Origin of the sequence: Bradyrhizobium sp. 76 (genome assembly GCF_023073025.1) — a bacterium.
Lineage (GTDB): Bacteria > Pseudomonadota > Alphaproteobacteria > Rhizobiales > Xanthobacteraceae > Bradyrhizobium.
This window is the reverse complement of record NZ_JADPIS010000149.1, coordinates 847,179-862,887: the sequence shown is the minus strand read 5'-3', so window position 1 is coordinate 862,887 and position 15,709 is coordinate 847,179. Positions and strand designations below refer to the sequence as shown.

The following is a 15,709-nucleotide window of genomic DNA, read 5'->3' as shown; positions in this document are numbered from 1 at the left end:
CGCCTTACGCCACGACGCCTTAAGAAACGACGCCTGACGAAACGACGTCACGACACTGAGCTTAAGTCTGCCGGGACGTTTTCTGAAACCTGCTTTGGATAAGAGGATTTGCCTATGCCTTCGCTGCGCCTGCTTGCTCCCGCGCTGTTTGCGCTCGCCATGTTCGGCGCAGCCGCGCCCGCGTCGGCCGACAGCTTCTCCGATGCCCAGCGCACGGACATCGAGGTGATCATCAAGAACTATCTCGTCACCCATCCCGAGGTGCTCGAGGAAGCGATGGCCGAGCTCACCAAGCGCCAGGCCGCGGCCGAGACGCAGAAACACGAGGCCAGCGTCGCGCAGAATTCCGATGCGATCTTCAACTCGCCGCGCCAGGTCGTGCTCGGCAACAAGGACGGCGACGTCACCTTCGTCGAGTTCTTCGACTACAATTGCGGCTACTGCAAGCGCGCGATGGACGACATGCTCACCCTCATGAAGGCTGATCCGAAGCTGAAGGTGGTGCTGAAGGAGTTTCCGGTGCTGAGCCAGGGTTCGGTGGAAGCAGCCCAGGTCGCCGTCGCGGTCCGCATGCAGGATCCCTCCGGCAAGAAATATCTCGATTTCCATCAGAAGCTGCTCGGCGGCCGTGGCGCGGCCGACAAGGCGCGCGCGCTTCAGGCGGCCAAGGAAGCCGGCCTCGACGTCGCGAAGATCGAGAAGGACATCGGCAGCGCCGAGGTGCGCAGCACCATCGAGGAGAACTTCAAGCTCGCCGAAGCAATGGGCATGAACGGCACGCCCAGCTACGTGATCGGCAAGCAGATCGTTGTCGGCGCCGTCGGTGTCGATAGCCTGAAGGAAAAGATCGCTGTGGCCCGCTGCGGCAAAGCGACCTGCTGACAAGGCGACTTGCTGATCAGCGATCTGCTCTACAACTCACGCATGCAAAAGGCCGGCTGAAACGCCGGCCTTTTCATTGCGCCGAAATCTGGCGCGCGCGTTCATCTGGCGTTCAACAAACAAATGCCGCGGAACCGCCAATGTTCCGGAACTCCTGATACCTCCTTTCGTTGTCGGCGCGGGCAATGACGCAGAGAAACACGTGAGGAGAATTCCATGTCTAACCGCTTTATGATCTCGGTCGCCGCGCTCGCGCTCGTCGCCGGCACCGGTCTGGCGAACGCACAGGGCACCATGAACCGCGACAGCGGTGGCGGCGCTGGCGCGCAGCCGACGCAGCACTCGCAGCCTTCCGGCGCCGCCGAGCGCGGCGGCTCGATGGGCCGTGAATCCGCTCAGGAGAAGGGCACCGTCGGCCAGACTGGCGGCGCCATGAAGCCCGGCGGTGCAGCCGAGGAGAAGTCGTCGGGTGGGATGGACAAGTCCGGCGCGATGAACAAGAACGCGGCCGACGAGAAGGCCGGCGCGGCGAAGGGTGAGCACGCCCAAGGCGCGCAGGATAAGTCCGCGCAGGACAAGTCCATGCATGACAAGTCAGCGCAGGACAAGGCAGCGCAGGACAAGTCGAAGAGCACAATGGACAAGTCCCAGACGGACAAGTCCAAGAGCACGGAGACTGACACCAAGAGCGGCAATATGAACGCCCAGACCAAGGGCGCAGACAGTCAGACCAAGGGTGCGGACAACAAGGCTGCCGATACCAAGTCTCAGACCACGACCGGCACGGCCTCCGCGACCGCTTCTGCACCGCCGCCCGAGAAGCGGACCGAGATCACATCCGCGATCAAGTCGACCAAGATCGAGGAAACGACCAACGTCAACTTCAACATCTCGGTCGGCACGACGATCCCTGCCAGCGTTCATTTCCACCCGCTCCCGCCGCGGATCGTCGAGATCTATCCGGAGTGGCGCGGCTACGAGGTGATCTTCGTGCACGGCCAGTACGTGATCGTTCGTCCGCAGACGCGCGAGATCGTGTACGTCATCGAGGGGTAAGCCGGTCCGCTGACCGACCCGTCCGCACGAGCCCCCGCCGAGAGATCGGCGGGGGCTTTCGGTCTCTCGGGAGACCCAGCCCCTCTGGCGCTGCGGCAGCCATGCTTCGGACTGGTTAACAAGCAATTTCCGTAGCTTGCGCACAGGTTTTTGCACCCCGGATGAGGCATCTGAAGCCAGCTCGGAGGTCCTTCAAGGCTTCCCCTCACGCGCTTTGTTACCTATAACCCCCGCCACGCCGAAGCACCTCTTGCGGGATTGGAATGGCCGAACCAGCAACCGACACGATCCTTGTCCTGAACGGGCCGAACCTCAACATGTTGGGGACACGCGAGCCCGAGAAGTACGGGCATGCGTCGCTGGCCGACGTCGAGGCGCTGTGCCGGGAGACGGCAACGACGTTCGGCCTCAAGGCGGACTGCCGGCAGTCCAACCGCGAGGGCGAGCTGATCGACTTCATCCACCAGGCACATGCCCGCAAGATGAAGGGCATCATCATCAATGCCGGCGGCTATTCGCACACATCGATCGCGCTGCACGACGCGCTGCTGGCGGTGCAGATCCCGACGGTCGAGGTGCACGTCACCAACATCCACGCCCGCGAGAATTTCCGACATCACTCCTACACCGCGCGCGCGGCCTTCGCCTCGCTCTGCGGTTTCGGCATCGAGGGCTACCGCCTCGCCATCCAGGGCCTTGCCGCCAAGCTCGGCATCAAGCCCAAAGCCTGACGCTCCCCCTTCACACAGAACATTCGGATCAAACAACATGGCGCGCCAGCCAGACGACAAAGCAGCCGCAAAGTTTTCCAGCGAGGATTCCGCCCTCGTCCGCGAGCTCGCCTTGCTGCTCGATGAGACCAGCCTCACCGAAATCGAGATCGAGCGTGCCGGCCTGCGCCTGCGCGTCGCCCGCAACATCAGCGTCGCCGCGACCATGCCGATGCAGATGGCGGCTGCCCCCGCCGCGCTCCCGGTGGCTGCAGCTGCCGCCGCGCCTCCCGCTGCCGACCTGTCGAAGCATCCCGGCGCCGTAACCTCGCCGATGGTCGGCACCGCCTATTGGGCGCCGGAGCCCGGCGCCAAGCCGTTCATCGAGGTTGGCAGCAAGGTCTCGGTCGGCCAGACGCTGCTGATCATCGAAGCCATGAAGACCATGAACCAGATTCCCTCGCCGCGCGCCGGCACGGTGACGCAGATCGTGATCGAGGACGGCCAGCCGGTCGAGTACGGCGAGCCACTCGTGATCATTGAGTGACGTTCGAGGGCGGTCTCATCGCCCTCGCCGCTTTCCGCGCGTCAGTCCAATAAGGACACCATGTTCGACAAGATCCTCATAGCCAATCGCGGCGAGATCGCCCTTCGCATCCTCAGGGCCTGCAAGGAGCTCGGGATCGCGACCGTCGCCGTGCATTCCACCGCCGACGCCGATGCCATGCATGTGCGCCTGTCGGACGAGAGCGTGTGCATCGGGCCGCCGGCGTCCAAGGACAGCTATCTCAACGTGCCCGCGCTGCTCGCGGCCTGCGAGATCACCGGCGCCGATGCCGTGCATCCCGGCTACGGCTTCCTGTCGGAGAACGCGCGCTTCGCCGAAATCCTCGCCGAGCATAATCTGCATTTCATCGGCCCGAAGGCCGAGCACATCCGCCTGATGGGCGACAAGATCGAGGCCAAGAGGACTGCCAAGAAGCTCGGCATTCCCGTGGTGCCCGGCTCCGACGGAGGGGTCGGCCCCAACGACGACGCGATGGCGATCGCCAGGAAGATCGGCTTCCCCGTGCTGGTCAAGGCCGCGGCGGGCGGCGGCGGCCGCGGCATGAAGGTGGCCGAGAGCGAGGCCGATCTTCAGGTCGCGCTGTCGACGGCTGCCAACGAGGCCAAATCCGCTTTCGGCGATGCCTCCGTCTACCTCGAGAAATATCTGCAGAAGCCGCGTCACATCGAGATCCAGATCCTCGGCGACGGCCGCGGCGGCGCGATTCATCTCGGCGAACGCGACTGCTCGCTGCAGCGACGCCACCAGAAGGTTTGGGAGGAAGGCCCCTCGCCCGTGCTGACCGCGGCTGCACGCGCCAAGATCGGCGAGACCTGCGCCAAGGCGATGCGCGAGATGAAATATCTCGGCGTCGGCACTATCGAATTCCTGTTCGAGGACGGCGAGTTCTACTTCATCGAGATGAACACGCGCATCCAGGTCGAGCATCCCGTCACCGAGAGCATCACCGACATCGACCTCGTGCTGGAGCAGATCCGCATCGCCGCCGGCGGCGACCTGCCGGCGAGGCAGGAAGAGGTCCAGGTCATCGGCCACGCGATCGAGTGCCGCATCAACGCCGAGAATCCGCAGACCTTTCGTCCTTCGCCCGGCCGCATCACGCAATATCACCCGCCCGGCGGGCTCGGTGTGCGGATCGATTCCGCCGTCTATCAGGGCTACACGATCCCGCCTTATTACGACTCGCTGGTCGGCAAGCTGATCGTGCACGGCAAGACCCGCGGCGAGTGCCTGATGCGGCTGCGCCGGGCGCTGGACGAGATGGTGGTCGAGGGGATCGAGACCACGCTGCCGCTGTTCCGCGCTCTGGTGCGCGAAGACGACATCATCAACGGCGACTACCACATCCACTGGCTGGAACAATATCTTGCCGGCAAGGCGGAACCCGCCCCGAAGTAGCCGTCCCTCCGCATGGAACCCTTTGGCCCCAATCGCGTTTGGGACGATGGGGACAGTTCCGAGGGGGCGTTTTGAAGTCCGGCAATCCTGATCGAGCGAGACCGTCGTGACCGCTGACGCGCAGCGACGGCGTACATTTTGGCAGATCCTGCTGTTCGCAGCGGGACTCCTGGTGCTGACCGTGATCAGCGCCGGCTCCGTCTACCTCGTCAACAAGGCGAGAGACGACAGCAAATGGGTGGTTCACACCATCGAGGCGGAGAACCAGATCAACGCCCTCCTGCTGGAAATCCGGCGGGCCGAGAGCGCCGCCCGCGGCTACCTTCTGACACAGGGGACGGATTTCAAGGTCGAGCATGACAAGGCCGTGGCGGCCGTCATCCCCGCTCTCGACAAGCTCACGCGCCTGATCGGCGACAACCCGGCGCAACGCCAAAGCATCGAGAAGCTGAGCGCGGCGATCGAGACCAGGCTCGGGCAGTTCGCGCAGGAGATGGATTTCATCCGGCGGGGTGAGCCGGAGAAGGCCGCAGCGCTGGTCCGCGAGATCGCCTCCACGGACGCAACAGCCGTGATCGCCAATGTCGCGACGGGGATGATTCAGGAGGAGGAGCGGCTGTTCCGGCTCCGAACGGTCAATTCGGATCGCAGCCAGACCCTCGCCGCGTCGATGACCGGCATCGGCTCCGGCCTCGTCGTGCTGCTGGCGCTGATATCGATCTGGCTGGTGCGGCGCTCGGCCGGTGCCCGTGACGATGCCGAGGCGCGCCTGCGCGACGCCAACGTCAACCTGGAGGCCGTGGTCGACGAACGCACGGCCGATCTGCGCGAAGCCAACAACGAGATCCAGCGCTTTGCCTATATCGTCAGCCACGATCTGCGCTCGCCTCTCGTCAACATCATGGGCTTCACCAGCGAACTCGAAGAGCTCGGCGGCGACATTTTCCGCCGTATCGGCGGCCTTACCCACGTCCCGGCCGACGGGCCGCCGCTGCCGGACGGCGAGATCGCGCTCGAAGGTCCCGACAAGCAGCTCTCAGCGGATTTTTCCGAAGCGCTGGGCTTCATCAAGTCGTCGATCGCGAAAATGGATCGCCTGATCTCGGCGATCCTCAATCTCACCCGCGAGGGCCGGCGCGAGTTCCAGCCGGAAAAGATCGACACCGCCGAGCTGATCGAAGCGATCGTATCGACGCTGGCGCATCAGGCCGCCGAGGCGCAGGCGGAGATCCAAGTCGCCCCCCTGCCCAATCTCGTCAGCGACCGCCTGGCGCTGGAGCAGATCTTCTCCAATCTGATCGACAACGCCATCAAATATCTCAAGCCCGGCGTCCCCGGCGAGATCAGAATCCGCGGGCGCACCAAGCTCGGCTACGCTATCTTCGAGATCAGCGATAACGGCCGCGGCATCGACCCCAAGGACCACCAGCGGATCTTCGACCTGTTTCGCCGCGCCGGAACCCAGGACAAGCCCGGTCAGGGCATCGGTCTTGCGCATGTGCGTGCACTTGTGCGTCGCCTCGGCGGCACCATGTCGGTATCATCGGAACTGAATACGGGCAGTACCTTCACCATCACGCTGCCCATCACCTGGAACACCAGCAACCGGAACGCGGATCAATGACTCAACCCGTCAGCATCATCATGATCGAGGACGACGAAGGGCACGCGCGGCTGATCGAGCGGAACATCCGAAGATCCGGCGTCAACAACGAGATCATCTCCTTTGCCAACGGCGCGGACGCGATGAAATACCTGTTCGGGCCCGACGGCAGCGGGCTCGTGCAGAAAGGTAATGCGCTCCTGATCCTGCTCGATCTCAACCTTCCCGACATGACCGGGATCGACATTCTCAAGCAGATCAAGGAGAACAAATATCTGAAGGCCTCGCCCGTCGTGGTGCTGACCACCACCGACGATTCCCAGGAAATCAAGCGCTGCTACGAGCTCGGCTGCAATGTCTACATCACCAAGCCCGTGAACTATGAGAATTTCGCCAATGCCATCCGGCAGCTCGGCTTGTTCTTCTCGGTCATCCAGGTCCCGCCCGCCGCCCCATGAACCAGCGCATGCCCACACTGCTCTACATCGACGACGACGGGGCGCTTGCGCGTCTGGTCGATCGCGGCCTGACACGGCGCGGCTACAAGGTCGTTCGCGCCGCAAGCGGCGAGGAAGGCCTCGAGCTCATCCGCCGCGCGGGCGCGCAGGACAGCATTGACCGCGGCATCGACGTCGTGGCGCTCGACCAGTACATGCCCGGCCTCGACGGATTGGAGACGCTGGAGCAGATCATGGCGATCCCGGGCGCGCCGCCGGTGGTCTTCGTCACCGCTTCGCAGGATTCCAGCATTGCGGTGACGGCGCTGAAAGCGGGCGCGGCCGATTATCTCGTCAAGGACGTCAAGGGCGATTTCATCCCCCTGCTTCACGTCGCGGCCGAGGGCGCGCTGCGCCAGGCCGAAATGCAGAAGGCGCGCGAGGAAGCCGAAGCCGAGATCCATGCCTCGCGCGACCGCTACGCGGCCCTTGCCGCCGAACGCGAAATGCTGCTGCGCGAGGTCAACCACCGCGTCGGCAACTCGCTCCAGATCATCGCCTCCCTGCTGCATCTGCAGGCAAGCTCCGCTGCGCAGGACGAGGTCAAGGCTGCGTTGACCAATGCGATGGGCCGCGTCGCCGCGGTCGCGCAGGTGCACCGCCGCCTCTACACCTCGCAGGACCTGAAGAGCGTGGTCCTGAACCAGTATCTGGACTCGCTGCTCGAGGATTTGCGCCGCTCGGCTGAGGGCAACCGGATGTCGCGCCTGACGCTGAAGGCCGAACCGATCGAGATCGATCCGGACCGTGCGGTCGCCGTCGGCATCATCGTCAACGAGCTGGTGATGAACGCGGTGAAATACGCCTACCCTGACGGCGCCGGCCCGATCCATGTCGAGCTGACCTCGCGGGGCGACGATCTCCTGCTGTCGATCAGCGACGATGGCGTCGGCGACAACGTCAAGGCCGATCCGCGCTCGACCGGCATGGGCCAGCGTATCGTCGCAGCCATGGCCACGAAGCTCGATGCTTCGGTCGAGCGCGACCCCACCCATTCCGGAACCCGCGTCATGTTGATGTTCCGCCGTGTCCCGGCTGCCGCCGGCAAGCCGGCTGCTGCCGCAGCGAACTGATCCGCACCGCCCATCGCAACCGCATTGCGATCCTGCTATTATGGCGAGCCATGACTTCGCGCGACTCTGCCCCGTCTGAAATCACGCCGGCCGTTCTGCTGCGCGCCTATGCCTGCGGCATCTTTCCGATGGCCGAAAGCGCCGATGATCCGACCCTGTTCTGGGTCGAGCCGGAGTTGCGCGGGGTCATCCCGCTCGACGGATTTCGCGTGGCTTCGCGGCTCGCGCGCACCGTGCGTTCGGATTCATTCCGCGTCACCGTCAACACCGCCTTCAAGGCAACGATCGCCGGCTGCGCCGCGCCGCAGGCCGGGCGCGAGGACACCTGGATCAACAAGCGCATCCGCGACCTCTATGGCGGGCTGTACGAGCTCGGCCATTGCCACAGCGTCGAGGCCTGGCAGGGCGAGGACCTCGTCGGCGGGCTTTATGGCGTCAGCCTGGGCCGGGCCTTTTTCGGCGAGAGCATGTTCCACACCGCGCGCGATGCCTCCAAGGTCGCGCTGGTGCATCTGGTCGCGCGGCTCATCCATGGCGGCTTCGAGCTGCTCGACACCCAGTACGTCACCGAGCACCTGAAGAGTTTTGGCGCGGCCGAGATTTCGCGGCGGCGCTACACCGCGCTGCTCGACAAGGCGCTCGCGGGCGAGCCCGGCGATTTCCTGAGGCTCTCCGCCGGCGAAGCAATGCCGGGCGCACGCGCGCTCGAGATCATCGCCGCGCGGCAATAATCAGGGATATTAGCCAACCCCCGGGGATTTGGCCTAGCGGCCGAACCCGGGGATACCGAACAGACCCGGGCGCTGCTCGGGCGGCGGAGGTGGTGGCGGCGGTGCCGGCTGCTGCTGCTGGATCGGCGGCAGCGGCTGCGGCGGACGCTGCTGCACCTGCTTGGGCGCGGCCTTCTTCTGCGCGGGCGGCGGCGGTGCTGCCGGCTTGGTGCCGGGATCCGGTGCCGCGGTCGCAATCGTCTGCTGCGGCTCTTTGCAGTCGGTGAGCCAGATATCGTAGATCGGGTGCTCGACGCCGTGCAGGCCTGGACTTGCCGCGTACATCCAGCCCGAGAAGATGCGCTTCACCTCACCCTGCAAGGTGATCTCGTCGACCTCGACGAAGGCATCGGTGTTGGCGGCCTCGGTCGCCGGCCGCGTGTAGCAGGCGTCGGTTTTGACGCGTAGCGCACCGAACTGCACGGTCTCGCCGATCTCCTCGTCGAAATTGATGATGCGCCCGGTGATCTTGTCGAGACCGGAGAAGGTCGCTTTCTTGTTCACGATCTTCTGGGCCGGCGGCTCGGTGACGACCTCGTCGCCCGGCTGAAGGCTCGCCGGCGTCTGCGGGACTGCGCCTCCGGGCGCGCCCTTCTGCTGCGGCTGGCGCTGACCCGGCGCGCCTTGCGGATTGGGTGGAGCGACCGCGACGGACGGCGGCTGGTTTGGCGGAGCTGCGCTAGACCCTGGCGGCGGCGCCAGAGGCTGGGTCTCGACCGGCCCCGGCATCACATTGCCCTGCCGACCCGGCGGTGGCGCCATGGGACGCGACGGCAGCACACGGCCCTGCGGCGGCAGCTCCGGCACCTCTTCGTCGTCGTCGGGCATCTGCTGCTGCGGCTGGGGCTGGCCACGCGGAATGTTGCCGGGCGGCCGCAGCGGCGGCGGATCGGAGAAGATCGTACCGATCTGCGCCTGCGCCGGCGTCGCAGCCGTCAGTGCGGTGGCGGCCAGAAGCGCCGCAAGACCTGTCAGAGTAAATGTTCGAAACATCTCGCGCGGCTTCAACAGCGAATCGGGCTTGCTGGACATTCTACAGGGGATACCGCCGCTCGCAGGCCATCCGGTTAACACGGCGAATACGGCGGGGGAAGGGCGGCATCCCTGCCCTTCCCGGCCCGGTCTGGCCAGATCGGCCCCCGGATGGGATAGTCGAGCACTCCTCTCAGGGGTCAGGCGGGCATCGCCCCCGAAAACGACGTCCAACGAACAATCAGAAACCCGCAAGGTCGCTCCCTCATGCCCGTCGTGCTCGATCCCGATGCCGCCGCCGTCTACAAGGCCTTCCAGGAGGCCGGTCGGCCCGCCTACGAGACGCTGACCGCCTCGGAAGCGCGGGCCTATTACGCGCAGGCACGCTTTGCGACCAATCCCGAGCCACCGGACCTCGCGCGCGTCACGCCGCTATCGATCCCGGCACCGCACGGCGCCATTCCCGCGCGTCTCTATGTTCCGAAGGAGCCGCGCCGGGATGATGGTTTGTCGCCAGCGCTGGTGTTCTTCCACGGCGGCGGCTGGGTGATTGGCGATCTCGATTCCCATGACGTCGTCTGCCGCCAGCTCGCCGACGCCGGCGCGCTGATCGTGATCTCGGTGGATTACCGCCTAGCGCCCGAGCACAAATTTCCCGCCGCCATTGATGACGCGATCGCCGCGACCAAATGGGTCGCCGCCAACGCGCGCGAGCTCGGCATCGACGCCTCCCGGCTTTCGATCGGCGGCGACAGCGCTGGCGGCAATCTCGCCGCCGTCGTCGCGCTCGCCGCGCGCGACGGCAATGGTCCCGCGATCGCGGCCCAGTTGCTGATCTACCCCGCGACCGATTTCGCCATGACGCATGGCTCTCACCGCGAGCCCGAGACCAGCGTGCTGCTGACGCATTCGGTGATCCGCTGGTTTCGCGACCATTATCTCAACGGCGCCGCCGATATCCACGACTGGCGCGCCTCGCCGGCACGGGCGACAAACCTGGCCGGGCTGCCGCCGGCCTATGTGCTCACCGCCGGTGCCGATCCCCTGCGCGACGAAGGCGACGAATATGCCGAGCGCCTGAGGCAGGCCGGCGTGCCCGTGGCCTACAAGCATTATCCCGGCCAATTCCACGGCTTTTTCACGATGGGGAAATTGCTGCGAGAGGCCAATGTCGCCGTGAGCGAGATCGGCGCGTGGCTGAAAGGATTGGGCTGAAACGCCGTTCCCGATGCCGCCCGTTCTTCAAAGCATATTCGTCCTCCCCCTGCGCTGGCTGACATGGCTTGGCGGCCAAGGCACCCGCGCGGTGGCCGCCGTCGTGTTCATCGCGCTCGCGGTGCCGCCGCTCGGGATGTTGCTGCGCCCCTTCGTCACCGAGGCGATTTTCGTTCTGCTCTGCATCTCCTTCATGCGGGTCGATCTCGCCGCGCTCACCGGCCATCTGCGGCGGCCAGCGCTGGTCGGGACCGCCACCGTCTGGACCATGATCGGCGTGCCCGTGATCGTCGGGCTGATCGTCCATGTCACCGGGCTCACGGCGCGCGCCCCCGACCTTGCCCTGGCCTTGATGCTGCAGAGCATGGCCTCGCCGATGATGGCCGCGCCGGCGCTGGCCGCGCTGATGGGTCTCGATGCCACGCTGGTGCTGGTCACGTTGGTGAGCGCGACCGCGCTGGTGCCGTTCACGGCATCGCTGTTCGCGAGCCTGTTCCTCGGCGACATGCTCAGCATCTCGCCGCCTGCGCTGGGGCTGAAGCTGCTTGGCATCCTCGCAGCATCGCTGCTGGCTGCGACCGTGATCCGGCAGGTCTTCGGCGCGGCCGCGATCCAGCGCCACAGGCAGCCGATCGACGGCTTCAACATCGTCATCCTGCTGGTCTTCGCGACCGCGATCATGGGCGATGTCGCAAGCGATCTCGTCGCCCGGCCGGTCTCCACCCTGGGCTTCGCAGCTCTCGCCTTCGCGATCTATTTCACGCTGCTCGCCGTGACCACGCTGCTGTTCCGCCGCATCGGCTATGAGCGCGCGCTGGCGCTCGGGCTGATGGTGTCACAGCGCAATCTGGGCCTGATGCTCGCCGCGACCGCCGGCGCGCTGCCGCCCACCACCTGGCTCTATTTCGCGATGACGCAGTTTCCCATACACTTGGCGCCCTACATGCTGATGCCGATCGCGCGGCGCTTGACGGCGCGCGCACAGGCCTCGGGCGCCGCGGCGACCGGCGGCAAGGCCGCATCGGGCTGAACCAATCCGAAAGTCATGTCCGCTGCCATGCGACGCCGCTGGTGACCAAGCGAATGTCGTCACGCAGCGCGCCAATGTCCCTTGTGAATATCGAACTTCACGGCACCGTCGTCACGCATCTTCAACAGGAGCGATTGGCAGTCGTCCTGGTTCTTGATGTTCACGCGCTTCATGATGTCGAAAGTCTTCAGAGGTTTTTCGCGAAGGGCAATCAGAATCTTTTCTCGATCGGTCATTGGGGTTCCTTGCACCGGTTTCGGCGACGGTACGTGTTGTACAGATCGTCCGCAACGGCTGCATTCGCTTGAGGAGGTCGGTTCCGGGTCCAAAAGGCGAGATGCCGCGCAATATGCAAGTCTGCTCAAATATCCAAGTGTGTTCACCCGCTCAAGCGGCCTCTCCAAATCGGTGAATTCTCCCTACCCGGCCCTTGCCGCGCGCCGCAGCGCCTGCGGCGGCTGGCCGAAGGCGCGGATGAAAGCGCGCCGCATGCGCTCGGGGTCGCCGAAGCCGGTTGTCTCCGCGACGAGCTCGATCGCCTCGCGCGAGGACTGCACGCGCTCGCGCGCGACCTCGATGCGCAAGCGCTCGATGGCTTTCGAGGGCGTCGTGCCGGTCTCGGCGGCAAAGGCGCGGGCAAAATGCCGCGCACTCATGCCAGCGCGGTCGGCGAGATCTTCGACCGTCAAGCGGGCGTCGAGGTTCTCGCGCGCCCAGGACAGCAGCGCGCCGAAGCGCCCGTTCGGCGTCTTCAATTCCAGAAGTGACGAGAACTGCGACTGGCCGCCACTGCGGCGATGATAGAGCACGAGCTGCCGCGCGGTGTCCTGCGCGATCTGCTCGCCGTGGTCCTCGGTCACCATCGCGAGCGCAAGGTCGATGCCCGCCGTGATGCCCGCCGACGTCCACACATTGCGGTCGCGCGTGAAAATCTGGTCCGGCTCGAACTTCACCTTGGGATAGCGCGCGACGAAATCCCGCGTGCGTCCCCAATGCGTGGTGGCGCGGCGGCCGTCGAGCAGGCCCGCCTCGGCCAGCACATAGGCGCCCGAGCAGACGCTGGCGACCCGCACGCCGCGCCGCGCCAGCCGCTGCACGAAGGCGCGCGTGACCTCGCAGCGCGCGGCATCCGTCACGCCCGCGCCTCCCGCCACGACCAGCGTCGTGATCGTATTCGCCGACTTGAAGTCGCGCGCCATCATCTCCACGCCGGACGAGCTGCGCACGGGCCCCGCGTTCACCGCCAGCACGCGGATCCCGGGTGTCGTCTTGCCCGTGCAGCGCGCCGCGATCTCGAACACCGAGATCGGGCCGGCCGCATCGAGCAACTGGAAATCCGGGAAGATCAGGATGCCGATCATGGTCATGTCCGAAAGCGAGGGAAATACGCCATTTTGGACAGAAGGGCATCATGAGAGGCTGCTTCCGTCAAGCTCATAATTGGAGGCTCTCATGTCGTCCCCGCTCCAGATCGGTCTCCTGGTGTTTCCGCGCGTCACCCAGCTCGATTTTACGGGTCCCTTGCAGGTGTTCTCCTCCGTGCCCGGCGCAAAACTGCATTTGATTTGGAAACGGATCGAGCCGGTGCCGAGCGATTCCGTGCTGACGCTGACGCCGACCACGACGTTCGCCGACTGCCCGCAGCTCGACGTGATCTGCGTGCCCGGCGGCGGCGGCACCAACGATCTGCTCAATGACGAGGAGGTGCTCGGTTTCCTGCGCCGGCAGGCCGAGGGCGCCAAATACGTCACCTCGGTCTGCACGGGATCGCTGGCGCTCGGCGCCGCCGGCCTCCTGAAGGGCTACCGCGCCGCCACGCACTGGAGCGCGATGGAGATGCTCGCTCAGTTCGGCGCGACGCCGACCAAGACGCGCGTCTGTGTCGATCGCAACCGCGTCACCGGCGGCGGCGTCACCGCGGGAATCGATTTCGCGCTGACCCTGGTGTCGATCATGGTCGATCGCACCACCGCGGAAGCGATCCAGCTTCAGCTCGAATATAATCCGGCCCCGCCGTTCAATGCAGGCTCGCCGGATACCGCGCCTGCCGAGGTGCTGGCGTTGCTGAAAGAGCGTGGCGCGCAGGGTCAGGCGCGGCGGCTAGAGGCGGTGAAGCGCGCGGCTGAAAGGATGACCTAGTCTCCGCTCTCGTGTCCCGGGCGCGCTGCAGCGCGTAGCGGTGCTGCGCACGGACGCGACATCCAGTTGTGCCTCCATGAAAGAAAAAGGCCGCCCGGTTTCCCGAGCGGCCTTTCCTGTCTTACGGCGGCTGCACATTTCATCGGGCGATTTCGGAGCTTCCAGACCGGGGGCCTATTTCCCGATCGAGTCCTGGTCGGCGGCCGCTGCATTTCGGGACAGTCGCGAACTGTTGCCCGAACCGAACGCGATGGTCTCCCATCTCCGTAAGATGCGACCATTGAGCCGCATCGCCCGCGTGGCTGCAATGCCCGCGCAGGACTCATCCCCGCTGTTCCCGCTGTCCACAGCAGAGCGAGGCGGATGCGGGTGCATCCACTCCAACGACAAGGGTTGAGACGGGAATCGGAAGCCTAGCTGGGCGTCCAGGGCTGATAGTCGCCGGTCGCCTTGGGCCGCTTGCCGCTGGCGAGCGTCGAGCCCGAGGGACGGTAGGCGTTGGCCGTGCCGGTGAGATTGGGCTGGTGCGGCTTTTCCCACTCGCGCGGCTGGTAGTTGTCCTGCGTCGGCGGCACGTCGACGGTGTGATGCATCCAGCCGTGCCAGGACGGCGGGATACGGCTGGCCTCGGCGTAGCCGTTATAGACCACCCAGCGCCGCTCGAAGCCGAGGGCAGGATCGATCGCCCCGCCGCGGGTGCGATAATAGAGGTTGCCCTGCTCGTCCTGGCCGACCAGCTCGCCATAGCGCCTGGTCCAGAGTTGGGTGCCAAACGTCTGGCCATTCCACCAGGTGAAGAACTTGAGGAAGAATTGTTTCATGCGGCAAGGGCCCTGCTTCGTCGGGTCCTGATGCCATCCGGACGGCGAAATGTCCAGTTCGGCGGGGGCGGCGGTGCCCTGCTGCAGATGCGGTCGCCGGGCACACGGACTCTGCCGCAAATCGGACGCGATCCGTTCATGCCGGATACAGCCTCGCCATGAAAACTTGTCCTCGCACGCAAACCGCCGTGATCCCAGGAACCACAGCCCTTTCATCGGGTTTGCTTCCGGGAAAAGGAGTTTTGATCATGAGAAGTCTGAAAGTCTTGAGCGCGGCTGCGGCCGTGGCGCTGGTTCTCCCGTTGGCGACGCCAAGCTTCGCGCAAGGTCGCGGCGGACATGGCGGTGGCGGCGGTGGCCATTTCGGCGGAGGTGGCGGTGCCCACTTCGGCGGCGGCGGCGGCGGTGGCGCTCACTTTGGCGGTGGCGGCGCCCGCATGGGCGGCGGCAACTTCGGCGGCGCGAGGATCGGTGGCGGCGGTGGCAATTTCGCAGCAGGTACAGCCATGCGTCCCAGCGGCGGAGCTGCCTTCAACGGCGGCGGCGGGCGCAGCTTCGCAGCAGCCGGGGGTCAGCACTGGAATGGCGGCGGCGGTCATTGGCACGGCGGCGGCTGGCGCCATCGCGGCGGCGGCTTCTGGCCCGGTGTCGCGGCAGGCGCTGCGATCGGCGGCCTCGGCTCGTACGCCTATTACGGCGGCGGCTATTACAACGACCCGTACTACTATGGCGACGACAGCTATTATGATGAGCCGTCAGTAGCCGTGGTCCCAGATAGCGGCGGCGACTCCGCGGGCTACTGCGCGCAGCGCTACAAGTCCTACGATCCGGCGTCCGGCACTTATCTCGGCTATGACGGCCAGCGTCATCCCTGCCCGTAACACGACCTGCAACACGTGAAGAAGAAGGCGTCGCAGCGATGCGGCGCCTTTTTCGCATTCGGGCGCCTCACCTGTTTCGCTCGCCTCATGTTCG

The 15,709-nt window shown here is 65.6% G+C and carries 17 protein-coding genes; 13 read left to right on the top strand and 4 right to left on the bottom strand.

The genetic code is table 11. The features are described 5' to 3' along the window. The first annotated feature begins 114 nt into the window (after positions 1-114). The 9 genes from IVB48_RS39710 (at position 115) to aat (ending at position 8,518) form a co-directional block, all read left to right on the top strand. Positions 115-882 (top strand): DsbA family protein, encoded by a 768-nt coding sequence (locus IVB48_RS39710; protein WP_027517690.1) that lies wholly within the window; start codon positions 115-117, stop codon positions 880-882. Between the two features lie 216 nt (positions 883-1,098). Further along, complete coding sequence (locus IVB48_RS39705) at positions 1,099-1,938, top strand: DUF1236 domain-containing protein (protein ID WP_027569829.1); 840 nt, start codon at positions 1,099-1,101, stop codon at positions 1,936-1,938. A 263-nt stretch (positions 1,939-2,201) separates the two neighbouring features. Beyond that, a complete protein-coding gene (gene aroQ, locus IVB48_RS39700) occupies positions 2,202-2,669 on the top strand; it encodes a type II 3-dehydroquinate dehydratase (protein WP_247408624.1) in 468 nt (155 codons plus the stop codon). Between the two features lie 37 nt (positions 2,670-2,706). Continuing rightward, positions 2,707-3,195: an acetyl-CoA carboxylase biotin carboxyl carrier protein gene (gene accB, locus IVB48_RS39695; RefSeq protein WP_247408622.1), complete on the top strand. Its 489-nt coding sequence runs from the start codon at positions 2,707-2,709 to the stop codon at positions 3,193-3,195. A gap of 60 nt (positions 3,196-3,255) precedes the next feature. After that, positions 3,256-4,614, top strand: a complete 1,359-nt coding sequence (gene accC, locus IVB48_RS39690; protein ID WP_007609734.1) for an acetyl-CoA carboxylase biotin carboxylase subunit — start codon at positions 3,256-3,258, stop codon at positions 4,612-4,614. Between the two features lie 106 nt (positions 4,615-4,720). Next, entirely contained in the window at positions 4,721-6,238 is a 1,518-nt protein-coding gene (locus tag IVB48_RS39685; protein WP_247408620.1) for an ATP-binding protein, read from the top strand. Continuing rightward, positions 6,235-6,675: a response regulator gene (locus IVB48_RS39680; RefSeq protein ID WP_247408618.1), complete on the top strand. Its 441-nt coding sequence runs from the start codon at positions 6,235-6,237 to the stop codon at positions 6,673-6,675. The genes IVB48_RS39685 and IVB48_RS39680 overlap by 4 nt, the downstream gene beginning before the upstream one ends. Beyond that, entirely contained in the window at positions 6,672-7,787 is a 1,116-nt protein-coding gene (locus IVB48_RS39675) for a histidine kinase dimerization/phosphoacceptor domain -containing protein (protein WP_247408616.1), read from the top strand. The genes IVB48_RS39680 and IVB48_RS39675 overlap by 4 nt, the downstream gene beginning before the upstream one ends. 50 nt (positions 7,788-7,837) lie before the next feature. Beyond that, complete coding sequence (aat, locus tag IVB48_RS39670) at positions 7,838-8,518, top strand: leucyl/phenylalanyl-tRNA--protein transferase (RefSeq protein ID WP_247361269.1); 681 nt, start codon at positions 7,838-7,840, stop codon at positions 8,516-8,518. Positions 8,519-8,551: 33 nt separating this feature from the next. Here the strand turns inward: aat and IVB48_RS39665 are convergent, their stop codons facing one another. After that, positions 8,552-9,589 (bottom strand): DUF2155 domain-containing protein, encoded by a 1,038-nt coding sequence (locus IVB48_RS39665; RefSeq protein ID WP_247408614.1) that lies wholly within the window; start codon positions 9,587-9,589, stop codon positions 8,552-8,554. A gap of 207 nt (positions 9,590-9,796) precedes the next feature. Here IVB48_RS39665 and IVB48_RS39660 point away from each other — a divergent pair, with 207 nt between their 5' ends. Together IVB48_RS39660 and IVB48_RS39655 are read left to right on the top strand one after the other, a co-directional pair. Beyond that, complete coding sequence (locus IVB48_RS39660) at positions 9,797-10,744, top strand: alpha/beta hydrolase (protein WP_247408612.1); 948 nt, start codon at positions 9,797-9,799, stop codon at positions 10,742-10,744. 13 nt (positions 10,745-10,757) lie between these two features. Beyond that, complete coding sequence (locus IVB48_RS39655; protein WP_027569820.1) at positions 10,758-11,774, top strand: hypothetical protein; 1,017 nt, start codon at positions 10,758-10,760, stop codon at positions 11,772-11,774. 59 nt (positions 11,775-11,833) lie between these two features. Here IVB48_RS39655 and IVB48_RS39650 read toward each other — a convergent pair whose 3' ends face one another. Both IVB48_RS39650 and IVB48_RS39645 read right to left on the bottom strand, forming a co-directional pair. Continuing rightward, positions 11,834-12,010 carry a hypothetical protein gene (locus IVB48_RS39650; RefSeq protein WP_008137831.1) on the bottom strand — a complete coding sequence of 59 codons (177 nt, stop codon included), beginning with the start codon at positions 12,008-12,010 and terminating at the stop codon, positions 11,834-11,836. A gap of 183 nt (positions 12,011-12,193) precedes the next feature. Beyond that, positions 12,194-13,135: a GlxA family transcriptional regulator gene (locus tag IVB48_RS39645; RefSeq protein ID WP_247408610.1), complete on the bottom strand. Its 942-nt coding sequence runs from the start codon at positions 13,133-13,135 to the stop codon at positions 12,194-12,196. Between the two features lie 91 nt (positions 13,136-13,226). On the opposite strand from IVB48_RS39645, the gene IVB48_RS39640 reads away from it, so the two are divergent. Then, the gene (locus IVB48_RS39640) at positions 13,227-13,913 is read left to right on the top strand and encodes a DJ-1/PfpI family protein (RefSeq protein ID WP_247408608.1); all 687 of its coding nucleotides are present in this window, start codon (positions 13,227-13,229) and stop codon (positions 13,911-13,913) included. 413 nt (positions 13,914-14,326) lie between these two features. On the opposite strand, the gene IVB48_RS39635 is transcribed toward IVB48_RS39640, so the two are convergent. Beyond that, on the bottom strand, positions 14,327-14,734 hold the full coding sequence (locus IVB48_RS39635; protein ID WP_027569817.1) for an NADH:ubiquinone oxidoreductase subunit NDUFA12: 408 nt from the start codon (positions 14,732-14,734) through the stop codon (positions 14,327-14,329). Between the two features lie 248 nt (positions 14,735-14,982). On the opposite strand from IVB48_RS39635, the gene IVB48_RS39630 reads away from it, so the two are divergent. Beyond that, a complete protein-coding gene (locus IVB48_RS39630) occupies positions 14,983-15,615 on the top strand; it encodes a BA14K family protein (protein ID WP_027569816.1) in 633 nt (210 codons plus the stop codon). The last annotated feature ends 94 nt before the right edge of the window (positions 15,616-15,709 follow it).

Bases quoted from the DNA above. Each gene is read 5' to 3' on its own strand.
- IVB48_RS39665 (WP_247408614.1), bottom strand. From the start codon at position 9,589: ATGTCCAGCAAGCCCGATTCGCTGTTGAAGCCGCGCGAGATGTTTCGA.
- IVB48_RS39680 (WP_247408618.1), top strand. From the start codon at position 6,235: ATGACTCAACCCGTCAGCATCATCATGATCGAGGACGACGAAGGGCAC.
- aat (WP_247361269.1), top strand. From the start codon at position 7,838: ATGACTTCGCGCGACTCTGCCCCGTCTGAAATCACGCCGGCCGTTCTG.
- IVB48_RS39660 (WP_247408612.1), top strand. From the start codon at position 9,797: ATGCCCGTCGTGCTCGATCCCGATGCCGCCGCCGTCTACAAGGCCTTC.
- IVB48_RS39645 (WP_247408610.1), bottom strand. From the start codon at position 13,135: ATGATCGGCATCCTGATCTTCCCGGATTTCCAGTTGCTCGATGCGGCC.
- IVB48_RS39655 (WP_027569820.1), top strand. From the start codon at position 10,758: ATGCCGCCCGTTCTTCAAAGCATATTCGTCCTCCCCCTGCGCTGGCTG.
- IVB48_RS39640 (WP_247408608.1), top strand. From the start codon at position 13,227: ATGTCGTCCCCGCTCCAGATCGGTCTCCTGGTGTTTCCGCGCGTCACC.
- IVB48_RS39630 (WP_027569816.1), top strand. From the start codon at position 14,983: ATGAGAAGTCTGAAAGTCTTGAGCGCGGCTGCGGCCGTGGCGCTGGTT.
- IVB48_RS39705 (WP_027569829.1), top strand. From the start codon at position 1,099: ATGTCTAACCGCTTTATGATCTCGGTCGCCGCGCTCGCGCTCGTCGCC.
- IVB48_RS39650 (WP_008137831.1), bottom strand. From the start codon at position 12,010: ATGACCGATCGAGAAAAGATTCTGATTGCCCTTCGCGAAAAACCTCTG.
- IVB48_RS39675 (WP_247408616.1), top strand. From the start codon at position 6,672: ATGAACCAGCGCATGCCCACACTGCTCTACATCGACGACGACGGGGCG.
- IVB48_RS39710 (WP_027517690.1), top strand. From the start codon at position 115: ATGCCTTCGCTGCGCCTGCTTGCTCCCGCGCTGTTTGCGCTCGCCATG.
- accC (WP_007609734.1), top strand. From the start codon at position 3,256: ATGTTCGACAAGATCCTCATAGCCAATCGCGGCGAGATCGCCCTTCGC.
- aroQ (WP_247408624.1), top strand. From the start codon at position 2,202: ATGGCCGAACCAGCAACCGACACGATCCTTGTCCTGAACGGGCCGAAC.
- accB (WP_247408622.1), top strand. From the start codon at position 2,707: ATGGCGCGCCAGCCAGACGACAAAGCAGCCGCAAAGTTTTCCAGCGAG.
- IVB48_RS39635 (WP_027569817.1), bottom strand. From the start codon at position 14,734: ATGAAACAATTCTTCCTCAAGTTCTTCACCTGGTGGAATGGCCAGACG.